This is a genomic window from Streptomyces sp. NPDC046261 (assembly GCF_040646235.1).
Taxonomy (GTDB): Bacteria; Actinomycetota; Actinomycetes; order Streptomycetales; family Streptomycetaceae; genus Streptomyces.
Map to the genome: position 1 here is coordinate 658,096 of NZ_JBEYZU010000001.1, position 19,201 is coordinate 677,296.

Consider the following 19,201-nt stretch of genomic DNA (forward strand, 5'->3'; position numbering starts at 1 on the left):
CCCCCGTGGCACCGCGTGCGGAGGCCGGCCGTTCCTCCGTCACCCGTACGGAGTCTGCTCGACGGGCCGATCGCGTGCAATGTGACGAAAGGGGGTAATCGGCGGCCGGGCGGGGGAACGGGCGCACAGCACCGCCTTCGAAGGTCGTAGCGGCATTTGGCCTTGGACAGTGCTGCTGTACGCGGGACGTAAATCTGCCTAGTACTTTCTGCAGCCCGCCGCCTCGGGTGATCGCATCAGCCGCTCCGCCCGCCGGACCCCTTCGGTGCCGGGTACGGCCGTGACCGGTCAGGCGGAAGGGGGCACTTGTCCGCTTGGGGGCGAATGGCGGGCGCCGCGCCGCTAACGTCGGGGGAGTGAAGGCCATTCGTCGATTCAGCGTGCGTCCCGTCCTTCCGGAGCCCCTACGACCGCTTCAAGAGCTGGCGCGCAATCTGCGCTGGTCCTGGCACCCCGAGACCCGCGAACTGTTCCAGTCCGTCGACCCCGAGGGGTGGCAGGCCGCCGGTGGCGACCCGCTGCGGCTGCTGGGTTCCGTGTCCGCCACCCGGCTGGCCGCCCTCGCCGAGGACCGCCGCTTCCGGCGGCGGCTCGCGGCGGCCGCCGATGATCTGCACGACTATGTGACCGGCCGCCGGTGGTATCAGGACCAGCCCCCCGGACTTCCCGCCGCCGTCGCCTACTTCTCCCCCGAGTTCGGCATCACCGCGGCCCTGCCGCAGTACAGCGGCGGCCTCGGCATCCTCGCCGGGGACCACCTGAAGTCCGCCAGCGACCTCGGCGTCCCCCTCATCGGGGTCGGACTGCTCTACCGCCACGGCTATTTCCGGCAGTCCCTCTCCCGCGAGGGCTGGCAGCAGGAGCACTATCCCCTGCTCGATCCCAACGAGCTCCCGCTGTCCATGCTCCGCGAACCCGACGGCACGCCCAGCCGGGTCACCCTCACCCTCCCCGGCGGCCGGTGCCTGCGCGCCTCCATCTGGAAGGCCCAGGTCGGCCGGGTGCCGCTGCTGCTCCTCGATTCCGACGTGGAGGACAACGGCCCCGGCGAGCGCGACGTCACCGACCGGCTCTACGGCGGGGGCAGCGAGCACCGGCTGCTGCAGGAGATGCTGCTGGGCATCGGCGGGGTACGGGCCGTGCGGACGTACTGCCGCCTGACCGGCCACCCCGAGCCGGAGGTCTTCCACACCAACGAGGGGCACGCCGGCTTCCTCGGCCTCGAACGCATCCGCGAACTGGTCGAGGCCGGCGCCGACTTCGACGCCGCGCTGGAGTGCGTACGCGCCGGCGCCGTCTTCACCACCCACACCCCCGTCCCCGCCGGCATCGACCGCTTCGAGGGCTCCCTGGTCGCCCGGCACTTCGGCGAGGACGGCGAGCTGCCCGGCATCGACGTCGGGCGGGTGCTGGCGCTGGGCCGGGAGGACTACCCCGGCGGCGAGGCCAACCTGTTCAACATGGCCGTCATGGGCCTGCGCCTGGCCCAGCGCGCCAACGGCGTCTCCACCCTCCACGGCCAGGTCAGCCGGGAGATGTTCGCCGGGCTGTGGCCGGGCTTCGACGCCGAGGAGGTACCCATCACCTCCGTCACCAACGGCGTCCACGCCCCCACCTGGGTGGCCCCCGAGGTCTTCCGGCTCGGCGCCCGGCAGATCGGCATGGCCCGCGCCGAGGACGCGCTGTCCCTCGGCGGCTCCGAGCGCTGGGACTCCGTCGCCGACATCTCCGACGCCGAGATCTGGGAACTGCGGCGCACCCTGCGCGAGCAGCTGGTGGATGAGGTACGGGAGCGGCTGCGCGCCTCCTGGCGGGCGCGCGGCGCCGGCACCGCCGAACTCGGCTGGATCGACGGCGTCCTCGACCCGGACGTCCTCACCATCGGCTTCGCCCGGCGCGTGCCCTCCTACAAGCGCCTGACCCTGATGCTGCGCGACCGCGAACGGCTCACGGAGCTGCTGCTCCACCCCGAGCGGCCGCTCCAGATCGTCGTCGCGGGCAAGGCCCACCCGGCGGACGACAGCGGCAAGCGGCTCGTCCAGGAGCTCGTCCGCTTCGCCGACGACCCGCGCGTACGCCACCGCATCGTCTTCCTGCCGGACTACGGCATGGCGATGGCCCAGAAGCTCTACCCCGGCTGCGACGTCTGGCTCAACAACCCGCTGCGCCCGCTCGAGGCGTGCGGCACCTCGGGCATGAAGGCCGCGCTCAACGGCTGTCTGAACCTCTCCGTCCTGGACGGCTGGTGGGACGAGTGGTACGAGCCGGACTTCGGCTGGGCCATTCCCACCGCCGACGGCGCCGGCATGGACGAGGACCGCCGCGACGACCTGGAGGCGACGGCGCTGTACGACCTGCTGGCCCAGCGGGTGGCACCGCGCTTCTACGACCGGGGCACGGGCGGGCTGCCGGGACGCTGGATCGAGATGGTCCGCCGGACGCTGGCCACGCTGGGGCCCAAGGTGCTCGCCGGGCGCATGGTGCGCGAGTATGTGGAACGGCTGTACGGGCCGGCCGCCGAGGCACAGCGGGCCCTGGACCCCACGGCGGCGCGGGAGCTGGCCGCCTGGAAGGCGCGGGTGCGCTCGGCGTGGCCGGCCGTGGCCGTCGACCATGTGGAGGCGGTCTCCGACGCGCCCCTGAACGGGACGGCCGAGCTGGGCTCCACGGTCTCGCTGCGGGTGAGCGTGACGCTGGGCGAGCTGGACCCCTCGGACGTGGAGGTGCAGGCCGTCGCCGGGCGGGTTGACCAGGCCGACCGGCTGACGAGGACGGTCGCCTTCCCGCTCAAGGCGACCGGCGCCCCGGGCCTGGACGGCCGGCGGCTCTACGAGGGCCCGCTGACCCTGGACCGCACGGGCCCCTTCGGCTACACCGTGCGCATCCTGCCCGCCCACCGGCTGCTGGCCGACGGTGCGGAGCTGGGGCTGGTGGCGGTGCCGTCGGAGGCCACGGGGGAGGCGGCCGGGGTGCTGATGCGCTGATCCGGACGCGATGAGACGCCGTCCGGGGGAGGTGGGCTCACCCCGGACGGCGCCCGGTTCGGATGGTGGTGCGGGCCGTCACCGGGTCAGAAGCTGAGCTTCCAGCTGTTGACGGTGCCGTCGTCGTTGGCGTAGACGTCCTGGACCTGGAGCTTCCAAGTGCCGCTCGCGGAGACGCCGGAGGCGTCCACGGTGTACGACTCCTGGACGTCCGCGTCGGAGTCCCAGGCGTCGGAGTCCTTCAGGTTCCAGGTCTTGCCGTCCGGGGCGACCAGGTCGATCTTGAGGTCACCGCGGTAGGAGTGCGTGATGTTCACGTCCACCTTCAGCGCCGAGGAACCGTTTCCGCTGCGGGTGACGACGATCGGCGAGGTGACGGCCGAGCCGCCGTCCGGGATCGCGACCGGGGTGCTGTTCTCGAAGACGCTGCCGCCACCGGAGGTGTTCACGGTCCACTTGAAGGAGGCGGTGCCCGTCTTGCCGCCGGAGTCCTTGACCGTCACCGTCACATTGCTGGTGCCGGTGGTGGTGGGGGTGCCGCTGATCAGACCGGTCGAGGAGTTGATCGACAGGCCGGCGGGCAGGCCGGTGGCCGAGTAGGTCAGGGAGCCCGTGGTGGAGCTGGACGCCTTGATCTGCAGGGAGACGGCCGTGTTCACGATGGAGGTCTGGTCGCCGGGGCTGGAGACGGTGACGCCGGTGGAGACGCGGCTGCCGACGTTGATGGCCGCCCACGCGTTGGCCGTGTTGTTGTACGTCGCGCTGCCGACGCCGAAGAGCTCACCGGCGGCCCACAGCGTCGCCTCGCGCGCGCCCGCGTAGTTGGTGTTGGACTGCATGCGCTGGCTGAGCGCCTTCCACCAGATCTTGGCGGCGTTGTCCCGGCCTATGGCGGTGACCGGAAGCCCGTCGGAGGTGGGGGAGTCGTACTTGACGTTGTTGATCGTCTTGGGGCCGCTGCCCTCGGAGGCCAGGTAGAACCAGTGGTTGGCCGGGCCGGAGGAGTAGTGCACGTCGATGGAGCCGATGCCGGAGTACCAGCTGTCCTTCGACCGGCTGTCCTTGCTGGGCTTGTCCATGTAGCGCAGCGGCGTGCCGTTGCCGTTGATGTCGATCTTCTCGCCGACCAGGTAGTCGCCGACGTCGTTGGGGTTGTTCGCCCAGAACTCCACGGCCGCGGCGAAGATGTCGGACGTCGCCTCGTTGAGGCCGCCGGACTCGCCGCTGTAGGTGAGGTTGGCGGTGGCGGAGGTGACGCCGTGCGTCATCTCGTGGGCGGCCACGTCGATGGAGGTCAGCGGCTTGGCGTTGCCGGAGCCGTCACCGTAGGTCATGCAGAAGCACTGGTCGGACCAGAAGGCGTTGACGTAGTTGTTGCCGTAGTGGACCCGGCTGTACGCGCCCTTGCCGTCGCCCTTGATGCCGCTGCGCCCGTGGACGTTCTTGTAGTAGTCCCAGGTGAGCTGGGCGCCGTAGTGCGCGTCGACGCCGGCCGTGGCCGCGTCGGAGGTCTGGCCGTTGCCCCAGACGTCGTCGGAGTCGGTGAACAGCGTGCCGGTGCCGGAGGAGCCGCGGTTGAGGTTGTAGGTCTTGTGACCGCCGCGCGTGGGGTCGTCGAGCTTGTACGAGCCGCTGGAGCCCGACGTGCCGATGGTGACCTGGCCGCTGTACTTGCTGTTGCCGGTGCCCTGCTTGACGCCCTGGTACTCGAAGAGCTTCTTGCCGGTCTTCGCGTCCGTGATGACGTGCAGCTCGTTCGGCGTGCCGTCGTGCTGGAGGCCGCCGACGACGGTCTCGTAGGCGAGGACGGGGGTGCCGTCGGCCGCCCAGATCACCTTGCGCGGCGCCCGGTCGGCCTTGGTGGCCTTGGAGCCCTTCGCGGCCGCGGACTTCAGCGCGTCCTTCTCGGCGGTGGCGGCGGCGAAGGACGCGGTGGTGGTCGCCACCGCCATGCGGGCCTTGGTCGCCTTGGCCACGGTCTTGACCTTGCCGCCCTTGGTCGCGTCGACCACCAGGTCGCCGCCGAGGACGGGCAGGCCCTCGTAGGTGCGCTCGTAACGGGTGTGCAGCGTGCCGTTGACATCCCTGCTGACGTCGCGGACGACCAGCTGCTCCTTCGCGCCCAGGCCCAGCGCCCTGGCGGTCTCCGCCTTGGTCGCATTGGCCTCGCGGATCAGCTCCGCGCGCTGGGAGGGGGAGAGCTTCGCGGGCAGGGCGCCGGGGTCGGCCTTGGCGAGGAGCGGCCGGCCCTGACCGGCCTGTTCGCCGTCCGGTCCGGCGCTGGCGGATCCGGCCTGGACTCCTACGGCGAGCATCGCCGTGACGGCGACGAGCGCGCCGGTGGCGACGGCGCGTCGATGGGGGGTGGGTCTCACACTGACTCCTTCTGCGGTGGCCACCTCGAGGTGGGTGTGGCCGGTGGGCTACCGGACGGCGAGATGGCCGTCCGGGCAGAGCACGGCAGAACAAATGGAGAAAGGGGGGAAATGAGTTAATCGATCCGAGCGCGGGTGAGGTGGGGAAAGTGGGGGGCCTTCCGAGCCGGTTGTGGTGAAGAGTCCCACCGCCGTGAGGCGGGTGTCAGGAGCGCGTCAACAAGTTGGCCGGAAAATGTCCGTTGGCCAAAGATCGATGTCCGTATAACGGGCGCTCAGACCAGGCTGTCCCGCCAGGCCCGGTGCAGGTCAGCGAAGCGCCCGGCACCCGCGACGAGGTCGGCCGGAGTGCCGTCCTCCACCACACGCCCGTCGGCCATCACCAGCACCCGGTCGGCGATCTCCACGGTCGACAGCCGGTGCGCGATGACCACCGCCGTGCGCCCCCGCAGCACCGTGTGCATGGCGCGCTGCACCGCCCGCTCACCGGGGATGTCGAGCGAGGACGTCGCCTCGTCGAGGATCAGCACGCCCGGGTCGGCGAGCAGCGCCCGGGCGAAGCCGACCAGCTGGCGCTGGCCGGCGGAGATGCGGCCGCCGCGCTTGCGGACGTCCGTGTCGTAGCCCTCGGGCAGGGCGCAGATGAAGTCGTGCGCGCCGATGGCCTTGGCGGCCCGCTCGATCTCGGCACGCGTCGCGTCGGGGCGGCCGACGGCGATGTTGTCGGCGATGGTGCCGGAGAAGAGGAACGCCTCCTGCGTCACCATCACCACACCGCGCCGCAGCTCCGGCCCGGCCAGCTCGCGCAGCGGCACGCCGTCGAGCAGGACGCGGCCCTCGGTCGGGTCGTAGAAGCGCGCCAGGAGCTTGGCGAGCGTGGACTTTCCCGCGCCCGTCGCTCCGACGACCGCCACCGTGCTGCCGGCCCGCAGGGTCAAATCGAAGCGGGGCAGCACCTCGCCGCCCGTGCGGTAGGCGAACCGCACCCCCTCGAAGACCACGTCGCGGCCGGGGCTGCCGGCCGGGCGCGCGGGCAGCGGCCGGGGGACGGCGGGCTCGGGCACGGACGGCTCCATGGCGAGCAGCCCCGCGATCTTCTCCAGCGAGGCGGCCGCCGACTGGTAGGAGTTGAGGAACATCCCGAGCCGGTCGATCGGGTCGTACAGCCGGCGCAGGTACAGCACCGAGGCGGCGAGCACCCCCAGGCCGAGGCCGCCGGAGGCCACCCGGTGGGCGCCCCACACCGTGATCGCCGCCACCGAGGCGTTGGCCACGAGCCGGGAGGCGAGGATGTAGTGGGCCATCGCCAGCGTGGTGTCGGTGTTGGTCCGCTGGTGCGTGCGGTTGAGCTCCTCGAAGTGGGCCTCGTTGGCCGCCTCGCGGCGGAACGCCTGGACGGGCCGGATGCCGTTCATCGTCTCCGTGAACTTCACGATCACGGCCGCGATGGCCGTGGAGCGTCTGCGGTGGACGACGAGGGAACGGCGCCGGTAGGAGCGCACGAGCAGGGACAGCGGGGCGCAGGACAGCAGGGCCGCGGCCCCGATGCCCCAGTCCAGGTAGAGCAGCGTCGCGCTGACGTAGAGCACGGACAGGGCGACGCCGATGAGCTCCTGCAGGCCGTCGTTGAGCAGCTCGCGGATCGACTCGACGTCGGTGGTCGTGCGGGAGATCAGCCGGCCGGAGGTGTAACGCTCGTGGAAGTCCACGCTCAGGGCCTGGCCGTGGCGGAAGATCCGGGCGCGCAGCTGGAGCAGGGCGTCCTGGCCGACGCGGGCCGAGAGCCGGACGAACGCCAGCTGCAGCAGCCCGGAGGCGAGCGCGCACAGCGCATAGCCCACGGCGACGGCGACCAGGGGCCCGTGGTCGCCCCGGCGGACGGCGGGCACGCCGTGGTCGATGGCGTACGCGACGAGCAGCGGGCCCGCCTGCACGGCGGCCTGCTGGAGCAGCAGCAGGACGGCCGCCAGCCGTACCTTCCCGCGCGCGGGGGCCAGCAGGGAGCGCAGCAGCGCGCGGGAGGCGCCCTTGGGCGTGGGCAGCACGTCCCGGTCGAAGGGGTCGGTCATGACGGATGCTCCAGGCCGGACATGAGGGTGGCGTACTCGCCGTTGCGGTGCAGCAGTTCCTGGTGGGTGCCGACCGCGGCGATCCGGCCGCGCGAGAGCAGCGCGACCCGGTCGGCGAGCAGGACCGTGGAGGGGCGGTGCGCGACGACGAGGGCGGTGGTGGTCGCCAGCACCTTGCGCAGCGCCGCCTCGACCAGGGCCTCGGTGTGCACGTCGAGGGCGGAGAGCGGGTCGTCGAGGATGAGGAAGCGGGGCCTGCCCACGACCGCGCGGGCCAGGGCGAGCCGCTGGCGCTGCCCGCCGGACAGGCTCAGGCCCTGCTCGCCGACCTGGGTGCGGTGGCCGTCGGGCAGGTCGTGCACGAAGTCGGCCTGTGCGACGGCCAGGGCGCGCAGCAGCTCCTCCTCGCCGGCGTCCGCGGCGCCCATCAGGACGTTCTCGCCGGCGCTGGCCGAGAAGAGGGTGGGCTCCTCGAAGGCGACGGAGACCATCGTCCGCAGCCGCTCGCGCGGCAGCGAGGTGATGTCCCGGCCGTCGAGGGTGATCCGGCCCGCGGTCACCTCGTGCAGGCGTGGCACGAGGGCGGTGAGGGTGGTCTTGCCGCTGCCCGTGGCACCGACGAGGGCCATGGTCTCGCCGGGCCGGATGTGCAGGTCGACACCGCGCAGCACGGGCGGTTCGCCCGGCGGCGCGTCGGGATAGCGGAACGTGACCCCTTCGAGGCGGAGCCCGTCCTCACCTCCGGGGCTCCGCCCCGCACCCCGGTCCGACCTGGGCCCGGCCTGCCGGCCGACCGTGGCCGCCGTACCCGCCGCGTCGGCGGCCGGGGCGTCCATCACCTCGAAGAAGCGGTCGGTCGCCGTCGCCGACTCGTTCGTCACCGCCAGCAGGAAGCCGATCGACTCGACCGGCCAGCGCAGGGCCAGGGCCGTCGACAGGAACGCCACCAGCGTGCCCGCCGACAGCTCGCCCCCGGCGACCTGGGCCACGCCCAGGACGAGCGCCGCCCCCACCGCCAGCTCGGGCAGGATCATCACCAGCGCCCAGAGCGTGCCCAGCAGCCGCGCCTTGTGCAGCTCCGTCTCCCGCACCCGCGCCGAGAGCGCGGCGAAGGCCCGCTCCTGGCTGCGGTGCCGGCCGAAGCCCTTGATGACGCGGATGCCGAGGACGCCCTCCTCGACGACCGTCGTCAGGTCCCCGATCCGGTCCTGGGCCGAGCGGGCCGCCCGGGTGTAGCGCTCCTCGAAGACGGAGCACAGCACGATCAGCGGCACCACCGGCGCCAGCAGCACCAGGCCCAGCGTCCACCGCTGCTGGAGCAGGATGACGAAACCCGCCACGATCGTCACCCCGTTGACCAGCAGGAAGGTCAGCGGGAAGGCCAGGAAGATGCGCAGCAGCATCAGATCGGTCGTGGCGCGCGAGAGCAACTGTCCCGAGGGCCAGCGGTCGTGGAAGGAGATGGGCAGCCGTTGCAGGTGGCGATAGAGCGCTGCCCGCATGTCCGCCTCGACCCGCGCCAGCGGCCGCGCCACGATCAGCCGCCGCAGCCCGAACAGCCCGGCCTCCGCCGTGCCCAGCAGCAGCACCGCCAGCCCGCCCAGCCACACTCCCGACGGGTCGTGGGCGGCCACCGGCCCGTCCACCATCCATTTCAGGGTCAGCGGGATGAGCAGGCCCAGGCAGGAGGCCAGCACCGCCGCGAGCGCGGCGACCGCGAGCCGGCCACGCACGGGGCGTACGTACGGCCACAGGCGCAGCAGCGAACGCACCGCCGAGCGGCGCTCCGGTCGACTGGCTAAGTCACGGGTCGTGGTCATCACAGGGGAGACTACGGTCCGCCACTGACACCGTTCACTCGGTTTTCGGGCCCGGGTCCGGGGGCCCGGGCGCCGGGTCGGCCCCTTCCCGCACCACCCGCCACAGCAGCACCGAACGGGCCCGTACGGAGATCCGGCTGCCCGCGTCCCGGCGCAGGCCAGGGGCGGTTCGCTGGTCCTCCAGGGCGGTGTTGACCAGGAGTTCGTAGGACCGGGCCCACGGCGGTCCGGGCAAGGTGTAGCGGATGGGGCGCGGACCGGCGTGCAGGACGGCGAGGAAGCTGTCGTCGGTCACCGGCGCGCCCTGCCGGCCGCGCTGTGGGATGTCCCGCCCGGAGAGGTACATGCCGAGGGTGGAGGCGGGCGCGTACCAGTCGGCCTCGGTCATCTCCGTGCCGCCCGGCGTGAACCAGGCCAGGTCCCGCAGCCCGTCGGTGCTCTGCGGGCGCCCGGAGAAGAAGCAGCGGCTGCGCAGCACGGGGTGGGCGCGGCGCAGGGCCAGCAGCCGCGCGCACAGGTCGGCGAGCGCGCGCCAGCCGGGATCCTCCAGCAGGGACCAGTCGATCCAGCCGGTCTCGTTGTCCTGGCAGTAGGCGTTGTTGTTGCCGCCCTGCGTCCGGCCCATCTCGTCCCCGGCCACCAGCATCGGCACGCCGGTGGACAGCAGCAGGGTCGTCAGCAGGTTGCGCAGTTGCCGCCGGCGCAGGGCCAGGACGCGGGCGTCGCCGGTCTCGCCCTCGACGCCGCAGTTCCAGGACCGGTTGTCGCCGGTGCCGTCCCGGTTGCCCTCGCCGTTGGCCTCGTTGTGCTTGCGTTCGTAGCTGACCAGGTCGCGCAGGGTGAAGCCGTCGTGCGCGGTGACGAAGTTGACGGAGGCGTAGGGGCGCCGGCCACCCCAGGCGTAGAGGTCGCTGGAGCCCGACAGGCGGTAGCCCAGGTCCCGTACGTCCGGCAGGGCACCGCGCCAGAAGTCGCGCACGGCGTCGCGGTAGCGGTCGTTCCATTCGGTCCACAGGGGTGGGAAGGCGCCCACCTGATAGCCGCCGGAGCCCACGTCCCAGGGCTCGGCGATGAGCTTGACGCGCCGCAGCACGGGGTCCTGGGCGATGACGGCGAGGAACGGCGAGAGCATGTCCACATCGTGCATCGAGCGCGCCAGCGCCGCCGCCAGGTCGAAGCGGAAGCCGTCGACGCCCATCTCCGTCACCCAGTAGCGCAGGGAGTCGGTTATCAGGCGCAGGACATTCGGCTGCACGACGTGCAGGGTGTTGCCGCAGCCGGTGTAGTCGGCGTAGCGGCGCGGGTCGGACTGCAGCCGGTAGTAGCGGCGGTTGTCGATGCCGCGCAGTGAGAAGGTCGGCCCGAGCTCGCCGCTCTCGGCGGTGTGGTTGTAGACCACGTCGAGGATGACCTCGATGCCGGCCGCGTGCAGGGCCCGCACCATCCGCTTGAACTCGCCGACCTGCTCACCGCGCGTGCCCGAGGCGGCGTAGGCGGCGTGCGGGGCGAAGTAGCCGATGGAGTTGTAGCCCCAGTAGTTGCGCAGTCCGCGCCGCAGCAGATGGTCCTCGTGGGCGAACTGATGCACCGGCAGCAGCTCCACCGCCGTCACCCCCAGCCGCACCAGGTGTTCGACGGCGGCCGGGTGGGCGAGCCCCGCGTAGGTGCCGCGCAGCCGCTCGGGGATGCCGGGGTGGCGCATGGTGAAGCCGCGCACGTGCAGCTCGTAGATGACGGAGTCGGGCCACGGGGTCTTCGGGCGGCGGTCGTCGGCCCAGTCGTCGTCATCGGCGACGACCACGCCCTTGGGGACGTAGGGGGCGGAGTCCCGGTCGTCGCGGACGGTGTCGGCGACGTGCTGCTGGGGCCAGTCCCGTACGTGTCCGTAGACCTCCGCCGGCAGCGGTCCGCCGCCGTGCCGGCCGCCGAATTCGCCGTCCACCGCGCGCGCGTACGGGTCGAGCAGGAGTTTGGCGGGGTTCCAGCGGGCGCCGGTCCAGGGGTCCCAGCGGCCGTGGACGCGGAAGCCGTAGCGGCGGCCGGGCAGCACGCCCGGCACGAAGCCGTGCCATATCTCGTGCGTCAACTCGGTCAGGGGATGACGGGTTTCACCCCCCTCCGGCGTGTCGTCGAAGAGACAGACCTCCACCGCCTCCGCCCCGCCGGCCCACAGCGCGAAGTTCGTGCCCGCCACACCGGCCGGGCCGCCGCTGGTGTCCTTGAACCGCGCCCCGAGCGGCTCCGGGCTGCCGGGCCACACGGCCGGCACCGCCGTGAAGGCCCCCGTGGGTCCGGTGGGCCTCGGGCGGCCGTTGACGGCGGCCGGTCCCGGGCAGCCGTGGGGCGGCCGTCCCTGCCCGAACTCGCCGTCCTGTCGTGCCTCTTGCTCGGGTGCGCTCGACACGTGTTCGCCTCCGGCGGCTCTCGGGTAGCGCGCCGGGCACCCGGCGTCCCGGGACCGGGTGTCTGGCGATTGTGTCCTTCTCCCCCTTCTTCCCAGATCCACGCATGCGCTCACACGTGTGATCGGGCGCAGCAAGCGAGTGCAGCCACGTTTCCCGCGGGGGAGCTCGTCGTTGGGCCCGGTGTGACACTTGCCCTCACGCGCGCGGCACGGGGAATCGCCCTGTCGGCGTTCCTGGCCGCACTCGCCGGGTGCGCCACCGTCGCTCCGAAGACCGCCCTCACGGACGACGCGCGCCCGGCCGCGGCGGGGGAGCTGATCGTGGTCACTCCCCGGGACCGGGCCCGGGGCGTGCCGGCGGCGCAGCGGCTGGAGGTGCGGGCGCCGCACGGCCGGCTGGAGCGGGTGCGGGTGGCCGGGCTCCGGGCCGGCGCCCCGTCGGCGGTGCCGGTCGCGGGGCGGATCTCGGGCGACGGGCACACCTGGCGGCCGGCGTCCGACCGCCCCCTGGAGCTCGCCGCCCGCTACACGGTGGAGGCGGTGGCCCGCGACGCCTCGGGTCGCCGGACGACCCGTCACACGGGCTTTTCCACCTACGTTCCGCGGCACCGGGTCATCGGCTACTTCACGCCCGAGGCGGAGAGCACCGTCGGCACCGGCATGATCGTTTCCTTTGGCTTCAGCCATCCCGTCACCGACCGGGCCGCCGTCGAGCGCGCGATCCGGGTGACGTCCCGTCCGCCGACGGAGATCGCCGGTCACTGGTTCGGGCCCGCGCGTCTGGACTTCCGGCCGCGTACGTACTGGCGGCCCGGCACCCGGGTCACGATGGACCTGCGGCTGCGCGACGTGCGGGCCGCGGAGGGCGTCTACGGCAGCCAGCGCAAGACCGTGGGCTTCACGGTGGGCCGCAGCCAGTTCAGCCGGGTGGACGCGGCCGGGCACACCATGGACGTCGTCCGGGACGGCAGGCCGCTGGCCAGCCTGCCCATCACGGCCGGCGCCGGGGGCAACGACACGTACAACGGCAAGATGGTGATCACCGAGAAGTTCCCCATGACCCGGATGAACGGGGACACAGTGGGCTTCGGCGGCGAGTACGACATCTCGGACGTTCCCCATGCGATGCGGCTGACCGGCTCGGGGACGTTCCTGCACGGCAACTACTGGGCCGGCCCGCGCACCTTCGGCACCCTGAACACCAGTCACGGCTGCATCGGCCTGCCCGACGTGCGGGGCGGCAGCCCCACCAGCCCGGCCGGCTGGTTCTACGGCCAGTCGCTGATCGGCGACGTGGTGGAGGTCGTCGGCTCCCGGGAACGGGTGGTCGCGCCGGACAACGGGCTCGGCGGCTGGAACCTGTCGTGGGAGCAGTGGCGGGCCGGTTCGGCCCTTCGCTGAGTTCCGGTTTGACCTGGCCGGAATCTGCCGCTTCACTTCGGTCACCGCCTTCACCACAGGCGCACGGTTCGTATCACCGCCCCCATTTGGGACTGAACGGTGACATTCGCGAGGGTCAGCGTGGTCGGTGGCGTGTGGTTATCTATCGACAAGCGCGCCTGTCGCGCTCAGGGGGCGCCGCGTGGCCGCGGGCCGTGCGAGGGGAGAACAAGGGTTGTGAAGACGCAGCCGATATCGGGGAGCCGGGGCCGGCGCACAGGGCTGTCCGCCTTGCTGCTCGGAGCGGTGCTGACGCTGGTCAGCGCGTGTGACAGCGGCGGTGGGGACGGGAAGGGCGGCGAGAAGGTCGCCAAGGGCCCGTCCGAGGCGGTCGTGAACATCGCCCCCAACGACGGCGCCAAGGACGTCGCCACCAGCGGCGCGCTCAAGGTGACGGCGGACAAGGGCAGCCTGACGTCCGTCAAGGTGGCCGACGCCAAGGGCAACGCGATCGACGGCAAGATAACCGGCGGTGGCGCGGCCTGGGAGCCGTCCAGCCACCTCGCGGCCTCCACGAAGTACACCGTGGACGCGATTGCCAAGGACAAAAAGGGACGACCGTCCGCGAAGCACGCGGCGTTCACCACCCTTACCCCGCAGAACACGTTCGTCGGCTACTTCACGCCGGAAGACGGCAGCACCGTCGGCGTGGGCATGCCCGTATCGATCAATTTCAGCCGTGGCATCACCGACCCCAAGGCCGTCGAGCGGGCCATCAAGGTGACCGCCGAGCCGGCCGTGGAGGTCAAGGGCCACTGGTTCGGCAACGACCGCATCGACTTCCGCCCCGAGAAGTACTGGGCGGCCGGCACCAAGGTGACGGTCCACCTGAACCTCGACGGCGTCCAGGGCCGCGAGGGCGTGTACGGCTCGCAGAACAAGACCCTGAAGTTCACGGTCGGCCGCAGCCAGGTCAGCACGGTCGACGCCAAGACCCACCAGATGACGGTCGAGCGGGACGGCAAGGTCCTCAAGACCGTCCCGATATCCGCCGGCGCCCCCTCCAGCCCCACGTACAACGGCCAGATGGTCGTCAGTGAGAAGCACGACGTGACGCGCATGAACGGCGCCACCGTCGGCTTCACCAAGGCCGACGGCAAGGGTGAGTACGACATCCCCGACGTGCCGCACGCGATGCGCCTGTCGACCTCCGGCACCTTCCTGCACGGCAACTACTGGTCCGGCTCCTCCACCTTCGGCTCGGAGAACGCCAGCCACGGTTGCGTCGGTCTGGAGGACCAGCGCGGCGGCGGCGACCCGAACACCCCGGCGGCCTGGTTCTACAACAACTCGCTCATCGGTGACGTCGTGATCGTCAAGAACTCCGACGACAAGACGATCAAGCCGGACAACGGCCTCAACGGCTGGAACATGCCGTGGTCGGAGTGGGGCAAGAGCAGCCCCCAGGAGAGCTGACGGCTCATCGCCCCCGCGGCCCGGCGCACTGTGACCAAGTGCACCGGGCCGCTTGTCGTTAACCGGCGCTAACCTGCTGTCATGACTGTGCACCTTGAGGTAGCCGAGGGCGTCGGTACCGTCCGACTGGACCGTCCGCCGATGAACGCGCTGGACATCGCCACCCAGGACCGGCTCCGGGAGCTCGCCGACGAGGTGACCCGCCGCGCGGACGTCCGGGCCGTGGTCATCTGGGGCGGGGAGAAGGTGTTCGCGGCCGGCGCGGACATCAAGGAGATGCAGCACATGGACCACGCCGCCATGGTGGCGCGGTCGCGCGGGCTTCAGGACTCCTTCACCGCCGTGGCCCGCATCCCCAAGCCGGTGGTCGCCGCCGTCACCGGATACGCCCTGGGCGGCGGCTGCGAGCTCGCGCTCTGCGCGGACTTCCGGATCGCCGCCGACAACGCCAAGCTCGGCCAGCCCGAGATCCTGCTGGGCCTCATCCCGGGCGCGGGCGGCACCCAGCGGCTCGCCCGGCTCATCGGCCCGTCCAAGGCCAAGGACCTCATCTTCACCGGCCGTCAGGTCAAGGCCGACGAGGCGCTCGCCCTGGGCCTCGTCGACCGCCTGGCCCCGGCCGCGGAGGTCTACGAGCAGGCGCACGCGTGGGCGGCCCGGCTCGCGGCCGGCCCCGCCATAGCGCTGCGCGCGGCCAAGGAGGCGGTGGACGCCGGCCTGGAGACCGACATCGACACCGGGCTGGCCATCGAGCGCAACTGGTTCGCGGGGCTGTTCGCCACCGAGGACCGGGAGATCGGTATGCGCAGCTTTGTGGAGGACGGTCCGGGCAAGGCCAAGTTCGTCTGACCTGCTGGGGATTGGGGGAGAGCGCCCGGAAGGGCGCCCTCCGCAGGGTGCCTCTTGTGGGGGAATTCCCCGCTCGGCGCACGACGCCCCGGACGGGCCTGTCCGGCGCGTCCCGCGATCTCCTCGGCGCGCCGGGACGCCGCAGGTCAGTCGGGGTTTCCCGGCGCGCCTACGGCCTCTGGCATATGTCGGCCGACGGCTGCGGAGGTACGGCCTCCGCTGAATCGAATCCCCCCGTTCCCCTCCGTGACGCCTTGCGGGCGGCCATGATGGGGGGCATGGCGGGCCTGGAGGGAATGGAGCAGCCACGGCAACGGGTCGGCACGGTCGCCCCGGTGCGGTGGACCCCGACGGTTGAGGATGAGCTGGCGCTCAAGGCGTTCGAAGTATTCGGCGATCCGACCCTCGGTGAGATCCGGCTGCCCTCCCGTCCGGAATCCGCTGTCGCGGCCCGCCGCCTGACCCAGACCGTGGTGCTGCGTCACTGGGGTCTCTCCGCACAGGTCGCCGAGCACGCGGTGCTGCTGGTCTCCGAGCTCGTGGGCAACGCCGTGCGCCACACCGGGGCCCGCTGCTTCGGGCTGCGGATGCTGCGCCGGCGCGGGTGGCTGCGGATAGAGGTGCGCGATCCGTCCCGGGGGCTGCCGTGTCTGCTGCCGGTGCGGGAGATGGACACCAGCGGGCGCGGGCTGTTCCTCGTCGACAAGCTCTCGGACCGGTGGGGCGTGGACCTGCTGGCGCGGGGCAAGACCACGTGGTTCGAGATGCGCGTGGTGGACCGCTGAGGTTCCCCCGGTCCCCATCCGGCCCGATGTCCGCGGACGTACGAAGAGGCCCCCATCCGTCGTCGTCGCGACGTGGCGGGGGCCTCTTCGTATGGCCGCGGGAAATTGGGGTGTGCCCCACGGCGGTTGACGACCTGGCCCGGGTCAATGGGGGTCGTTGCCCCGACTATGTCACGCCAGGTAGCGATGAGCCAACGTGAGACCTCTGTAATCCAAGGTGAGCTGCGCCACGGGCCTTGCAATCCATGCATGAGGTCGGGCAATTGCTTATTTTTATACAGAGTGGTCGGGGGCCTTGCGGGGGCGCCGGTAGCCGGGTGTGATGTCCCCGTGACGAGTGCCGCGTACCCGCCCACCCACTGGATCCCGGCCAGCAGCGCCAACTACACGGGCTCGACCCGGCCGGACGCGTACCCGGTCGAGTACGTCGTGGTCCATGTGACCCAGGAGACCTTCCCCGACGCCATGCGGATCTTCCGCAACCCGCGCTCGAAGGTCTCGGCGCACTACATGGTCGCCTCCGCCGACGGCTACATCGGCCAGTTCGTCCGCGAGCGGGACATCGCCTGGCACGCCGGCAACTGGGACTACAACACCCGCAGCATCGGCATCGAGCACGAGGGCTGGATCGACCGCCCCGAGTACTTCACCGATGCCCTCTACCGCGCCTCGGCGAAGCTCACCGCCGCCGTCTGCGCCCGCCACGGCATCCCCCCGACCCGCGAGCGCATCATCGGCCACGACGAAGTGCCCGGGGCCACCCACAAGGATCCCGGCCGGCACTGGGACTGGGACCGTTATCTGGCGCTGGTGATCGGCGGCTAATCTGTGCCGGTCAAACAAGCACACAAGGGGAGGCCCACATGGCTGACATCGACGCCGCGCGTACGGCTTTTGACCGTTTCGACGTGGACGGCGACGGGTTCATCACGGCGGCCGAGTACAAGAGCGTGATGGCTCAGCTCGGTGACCACAACGTCACCGAGACCGTGGCCCAGGCGCTGATCAACAAGAAGGACGGCAACGGCGACGGCGTGCTGTCCTTCGACGAGTTCTGGGCCTCCCTGAACCGCTGATCCCGCCGTGTTACGCACCGGGCCCCCGGGTCAGCGCCAGCCCCGCCGCTGCGCGCTGGCCCGACGCCGCCGGTCGTTGCACAGCAGGCACCGCCCCCACCCCGGCGGCAGCGGGTCGTCCTTGTCCCCGTACAACGGGTCCACCGCCCCCCGCGGATGCTCCGCGCACCCCGTCGCGCCTATCCCGGCCCCCAGCGCGCTCGCGGCCGCCAGCGCCCGCCGCAGGGCGTCCAGCAGCTGATCGGCCTCATGGGGCGCGGGCTTGGCGTCGAGGGCGAAGGCGATGTCCGAGGCGGTGTTGAGCGCGCTCTGGAGTTCGCGCAGGTCTGCGTAACTCATGCCCGTGAGCGTACGCGTCGCCACTGACAAAGCCGCCGGCGCTGACAAAGCCGCCAACGCCGACGGCCCGCCGGGCCCCGGTGGTCCGGGGCCGGGCGGGCCGGCGGTCGGGGGCGGTGGCCGCCGATCAGCACTCGATGACGTTCACCGCGAGACCGCCGCGGGCCGTCTCCTTGTACTTGACCTTCATGTCCGCGCCCGTCTCCTTCATGGTCTTGATGACCTTGTCGAGGGAGACGTGGTGGCGGCCGTCGCCGCGCAGGGCCATGCGGGCGGCGGTGACGGCCTTGGCGGCGGCCATGCCGTTGCGCTCGATGCAGGGGATCTGCACCAGGCCGCCGACCGGGTCGCAGGTCAGGCCGAGGTTGTGCTCCATGCCGATCTCGGCGGCGTTCTCGACCTGCTCCGGGGAGCCGCCGAGGACCTCGGCGAGGCCGCCGGAGGCCATCGAGCAGGCGGAGCCGACCTCGCCCTGGCAGCCGACCTCGGCGCCGGAGATCGAGGCGTTCTCCTTGAAGAGCATGCCGATCGCGCCCGCGGCCAGGAGGAAGCGGACCACGCCGTCCTCGTCCGCGCCCGGCACGAAGTTCATGTAGTAGTGCAGCACGGCCGGGATGATGCCCGCGGCGCCGTTGGTGGGGGCGGTGACGACGCGGCCGCCCGCGGCGTTCTCCTCGTTCACGGCCATGGCGTAGATCGTGATCCACTCCATCGCGCGGGCCTGCGCGTCGCCCTCGGCGCGCAGCTGGCGGGCGGTGTTGGCGGCGCGGCGGCGCACCTTCAGGCCGCCGGGCAGGATGCCCTCGCGGGACAGGCCGCGGGCGACGCAGGCCTGCATGACGCGCCAGATCTCCAGCAGACCCTCGCGGATCTCGGTCTCCGTGCGCCAGGCCTTCTCGTTCTCCATCATCATCGCGGAGATCGACAGGCCGGTCTCCCGGGACATCCGCAGCAGCTCGTCACCGGTGCGGAAGGGGTACTTCAGCACGGTGTCGTCCAGGACGATCCGGTCCGCGCCCACCGCGTCCTCGTCGACGACGAAGCCGCCGCCGACCGAGTAGTAGGTCTTCTCCAGCAGGGGGGCGCCGGACTCGTCGTAGGCGAAGAGCGTCATGCCGTTCGCGTGGTACGGCAGGGACCGGCGGCGGTGCAGGATCAGCTGCGTGGGCTCGTCGAAGTCGATCTCGTGCGCGGTGCCTATCTCGGCGCCGAGCAGCCGCAGCCGCTTGGTGGAGCGGATGCGCTCGACCTCGTCGTCGGCGGTCTCGACGTCGACGGTGCGGGGGGAGTGGCCCTCCAGGCCCAGCAGCACGGCCTTGGGCGTGCCGTGGCCGTGGCCCGTGGCGCCCAGGGAGCCGAAGAGCTCGGCCCGCACGGCGGTCGTCTGCGCCAGCAGACCGTCCTTCTTCAGGCGGCCCACGAACATGCGGGCGGCCCGCATCGGACCGACCGTGTGCGAGCTGGACGGACCTATGCCTATGGAGAAGAGGTCGAAAACGGAGATGGCCACGTCGGCGGACTCCTGGCTTGTGATCGGCTGGGCGGGGGCGGATTGCTCCTCCACGAGCGTAACCCCTCACCCACCTGTCTCGATGGCCGAGATGGAGCCGTTACGCACCCGTCTCACCATGCGAACCCCCGCCG

13 protein-coding genes are annotated in these 19,201 nt (G+C 71.8%); 7 read left to right on the forward strand and 6 right to left on the reverse strand.

Annotated elements, in window-relative coordinates:
• Positions 1-356 precede the first annotated feature (356 nt).
• Positions 357-2,984, forward strand: a complete 2,628-nt coding sequence (glgP, locus tag ABZ956_RS03070; RefSeq protein WP_361886014.1) for an alpha-glucan family phosphorylase — start codon at positions 357-359, stop codon at positions 2,982-2,984.
• 86 nt (positions 2,985-3,070) lie between these two features.
• Here glgP and ABZ956_RS03075 read toward each other — a convergent pair whose 3' ends face one another.
• From ABZ956_RS03075 to glgX, 4 genes are all read right to left on the reverse strand, one after another.
• On the reverse strand, positions 3,071-5,359 hold the full coding sequence (locus tag ABZ956_RS03075) for a M4 family metallopeptidase (protein ID WP_361886017.1): 2,289 nt from the start codon (positions 5,357-5,359) through the stop codon (positions 3,071-3,073).
• A 275-nt stretch (positions 5,360-5,634) separates the two neighbouring features.
• Positions 5,635-7,428 (reverse strand): ABC transporter ATP-binding protein, encoded by a 1,794-nt coding sequence (locus tag ABZ956_RS03080; protein WP_361886020.1) that lies wholly within the window; start codon positions 7,426-7,428, stop codon positions 5,635-5,637.
• Positions 7,425-9,248: an ABC transporter ATP-binding protein gene (locus ABZ956_RS03085; RefSeq protein WP_361886023.1), complete on the reverse strand. Its 1,824-nt coding sequence runs from the start codon at positions 9,246-9,248 to the stop codon at positions 7,425-7,427. The genes ABZ956_RS03080 and ABZ956_RS03085 overlap by 4 nt, the downstream gene beginning before the upstream one ends.
• A gap of 34 nt (positions 9,249-9,282) precedes the next feature.
• On the reverse strand, positions 9,283-11,517 hold the full coding sequence (gene glgX, locus ABZ956_RS03090; RefSeq protein WP_361886669.1) for a glycogen debranching protein GlgX: 2,235 nt from the start codon (positions 11,515-11,517) through the stop codon (positions 9,283-9,285).
• 318 nt (positions 11,518-11,835) lie between these two features.
• Here glgX and ABZ956_RS03095 point away from each other — a divergent pair, with 318 nt between their 5' ends.
• The 6 genes from ABZ956_RS03095 (at position 11,836) to ABZ956_RS03120 (ending at position 17,218) form a co-directional block, all read left to right on the forward strand.
• A complete protein-coding gene (locus ABZ956_RS03095) occupies positions 11,836-13,053 on the forward strand; it encodes an Ig-like domain-containing protein (protein WP_361886026.1) in 1,218 nt (405 codons plus the stop codon).
• Positions 13,054-13,269: 216 nt separating this feature from the next.
• Positions 13,270-14,508, forward strand: a complete 1,239-nt coding sequence (locus tag ABZ956_RS03100; protein WP_361886029.1) for an Ig-like domain-containing protein — start codon at positions 13,270-13,272, stop codon at positions 14,506-14,508.
• 81 nt (positions 14,509-14,589) lie between these two features.
• On the forward strand, positions 14,590-15,357 hold the full coding sequence (locus ABZ956_RS03105; RefSeq protein ID WP_361886032.1) for an enoyl-CoA hydratase-related protein: 768 nt from the start codon (positions 14,590-14,592) through the stop codon (positions 15,355-15,357).
• 278 nt (positions 15,358-15,635) lie between these two features.
• On the forward strand, positions 15,636-16,142 hold the full coding sequence (locus tag ABZ956_RS03110) for an ATP-binding protein (protein WP_361886035.1): 507 nt from the start codon (positions 15,636-15,638) through the stop codon (positions 16,140-16,142).
• A 249-nt stretch (positions 16,143-16,391) separates the two neighbouring features.
• A complete protein-coding gene (locus ABZ956_RS03115) occupies positions 16,392-16,967 on the forward strand; it encodes an N-acetylmuramoyl-L-alanine amidase (protein WP_361886038.1) in 576 nt (191 codons plus the stop codon).
• Between the two features lie 38 nt (positions 16,968-17,005).
• A complete protein-coding gene (locus ABZ956_RS03120; protein ID WP_361886040.1) occupies positions 17,006-17,218 on the forward strand; it encodes an EF-hand domain-containing protein in 213 nt (70 codons plus the stop codon).
• Positions 17,219-17,248: 30 nt separating this feature from the next.
• Here ABZ956_RS03120 and ABZ956_RS03125 read toward each other — a convergent pair whose 3' ends face one another.
• Positions 17,249-17,557: a hypothetical protein gene (locus ABZ956_RS03125; protein WP_361886043.1), complete on the reverse strand. Its 309-nt coding sequence runs from the start codon at positions 17,555-17,557 to the stop codon at positions 17,249-17,251.
• Positions 17,558-17,684: 127 nt separating this feature from the next.
• Positions 17,685-19,067, reverse strand: coding sequence for an L-serine ammonia-lyase (locus ABZ956_RS03130; RefSeq protein ID WP_361886672.1), 1,383 nt, complete (start codon positions 19,065-19,067; stop codon positions 17,685-17,687).
• Between the last annotated feature and the right edge of the window lie 134 nt (positions 19,068-19,201).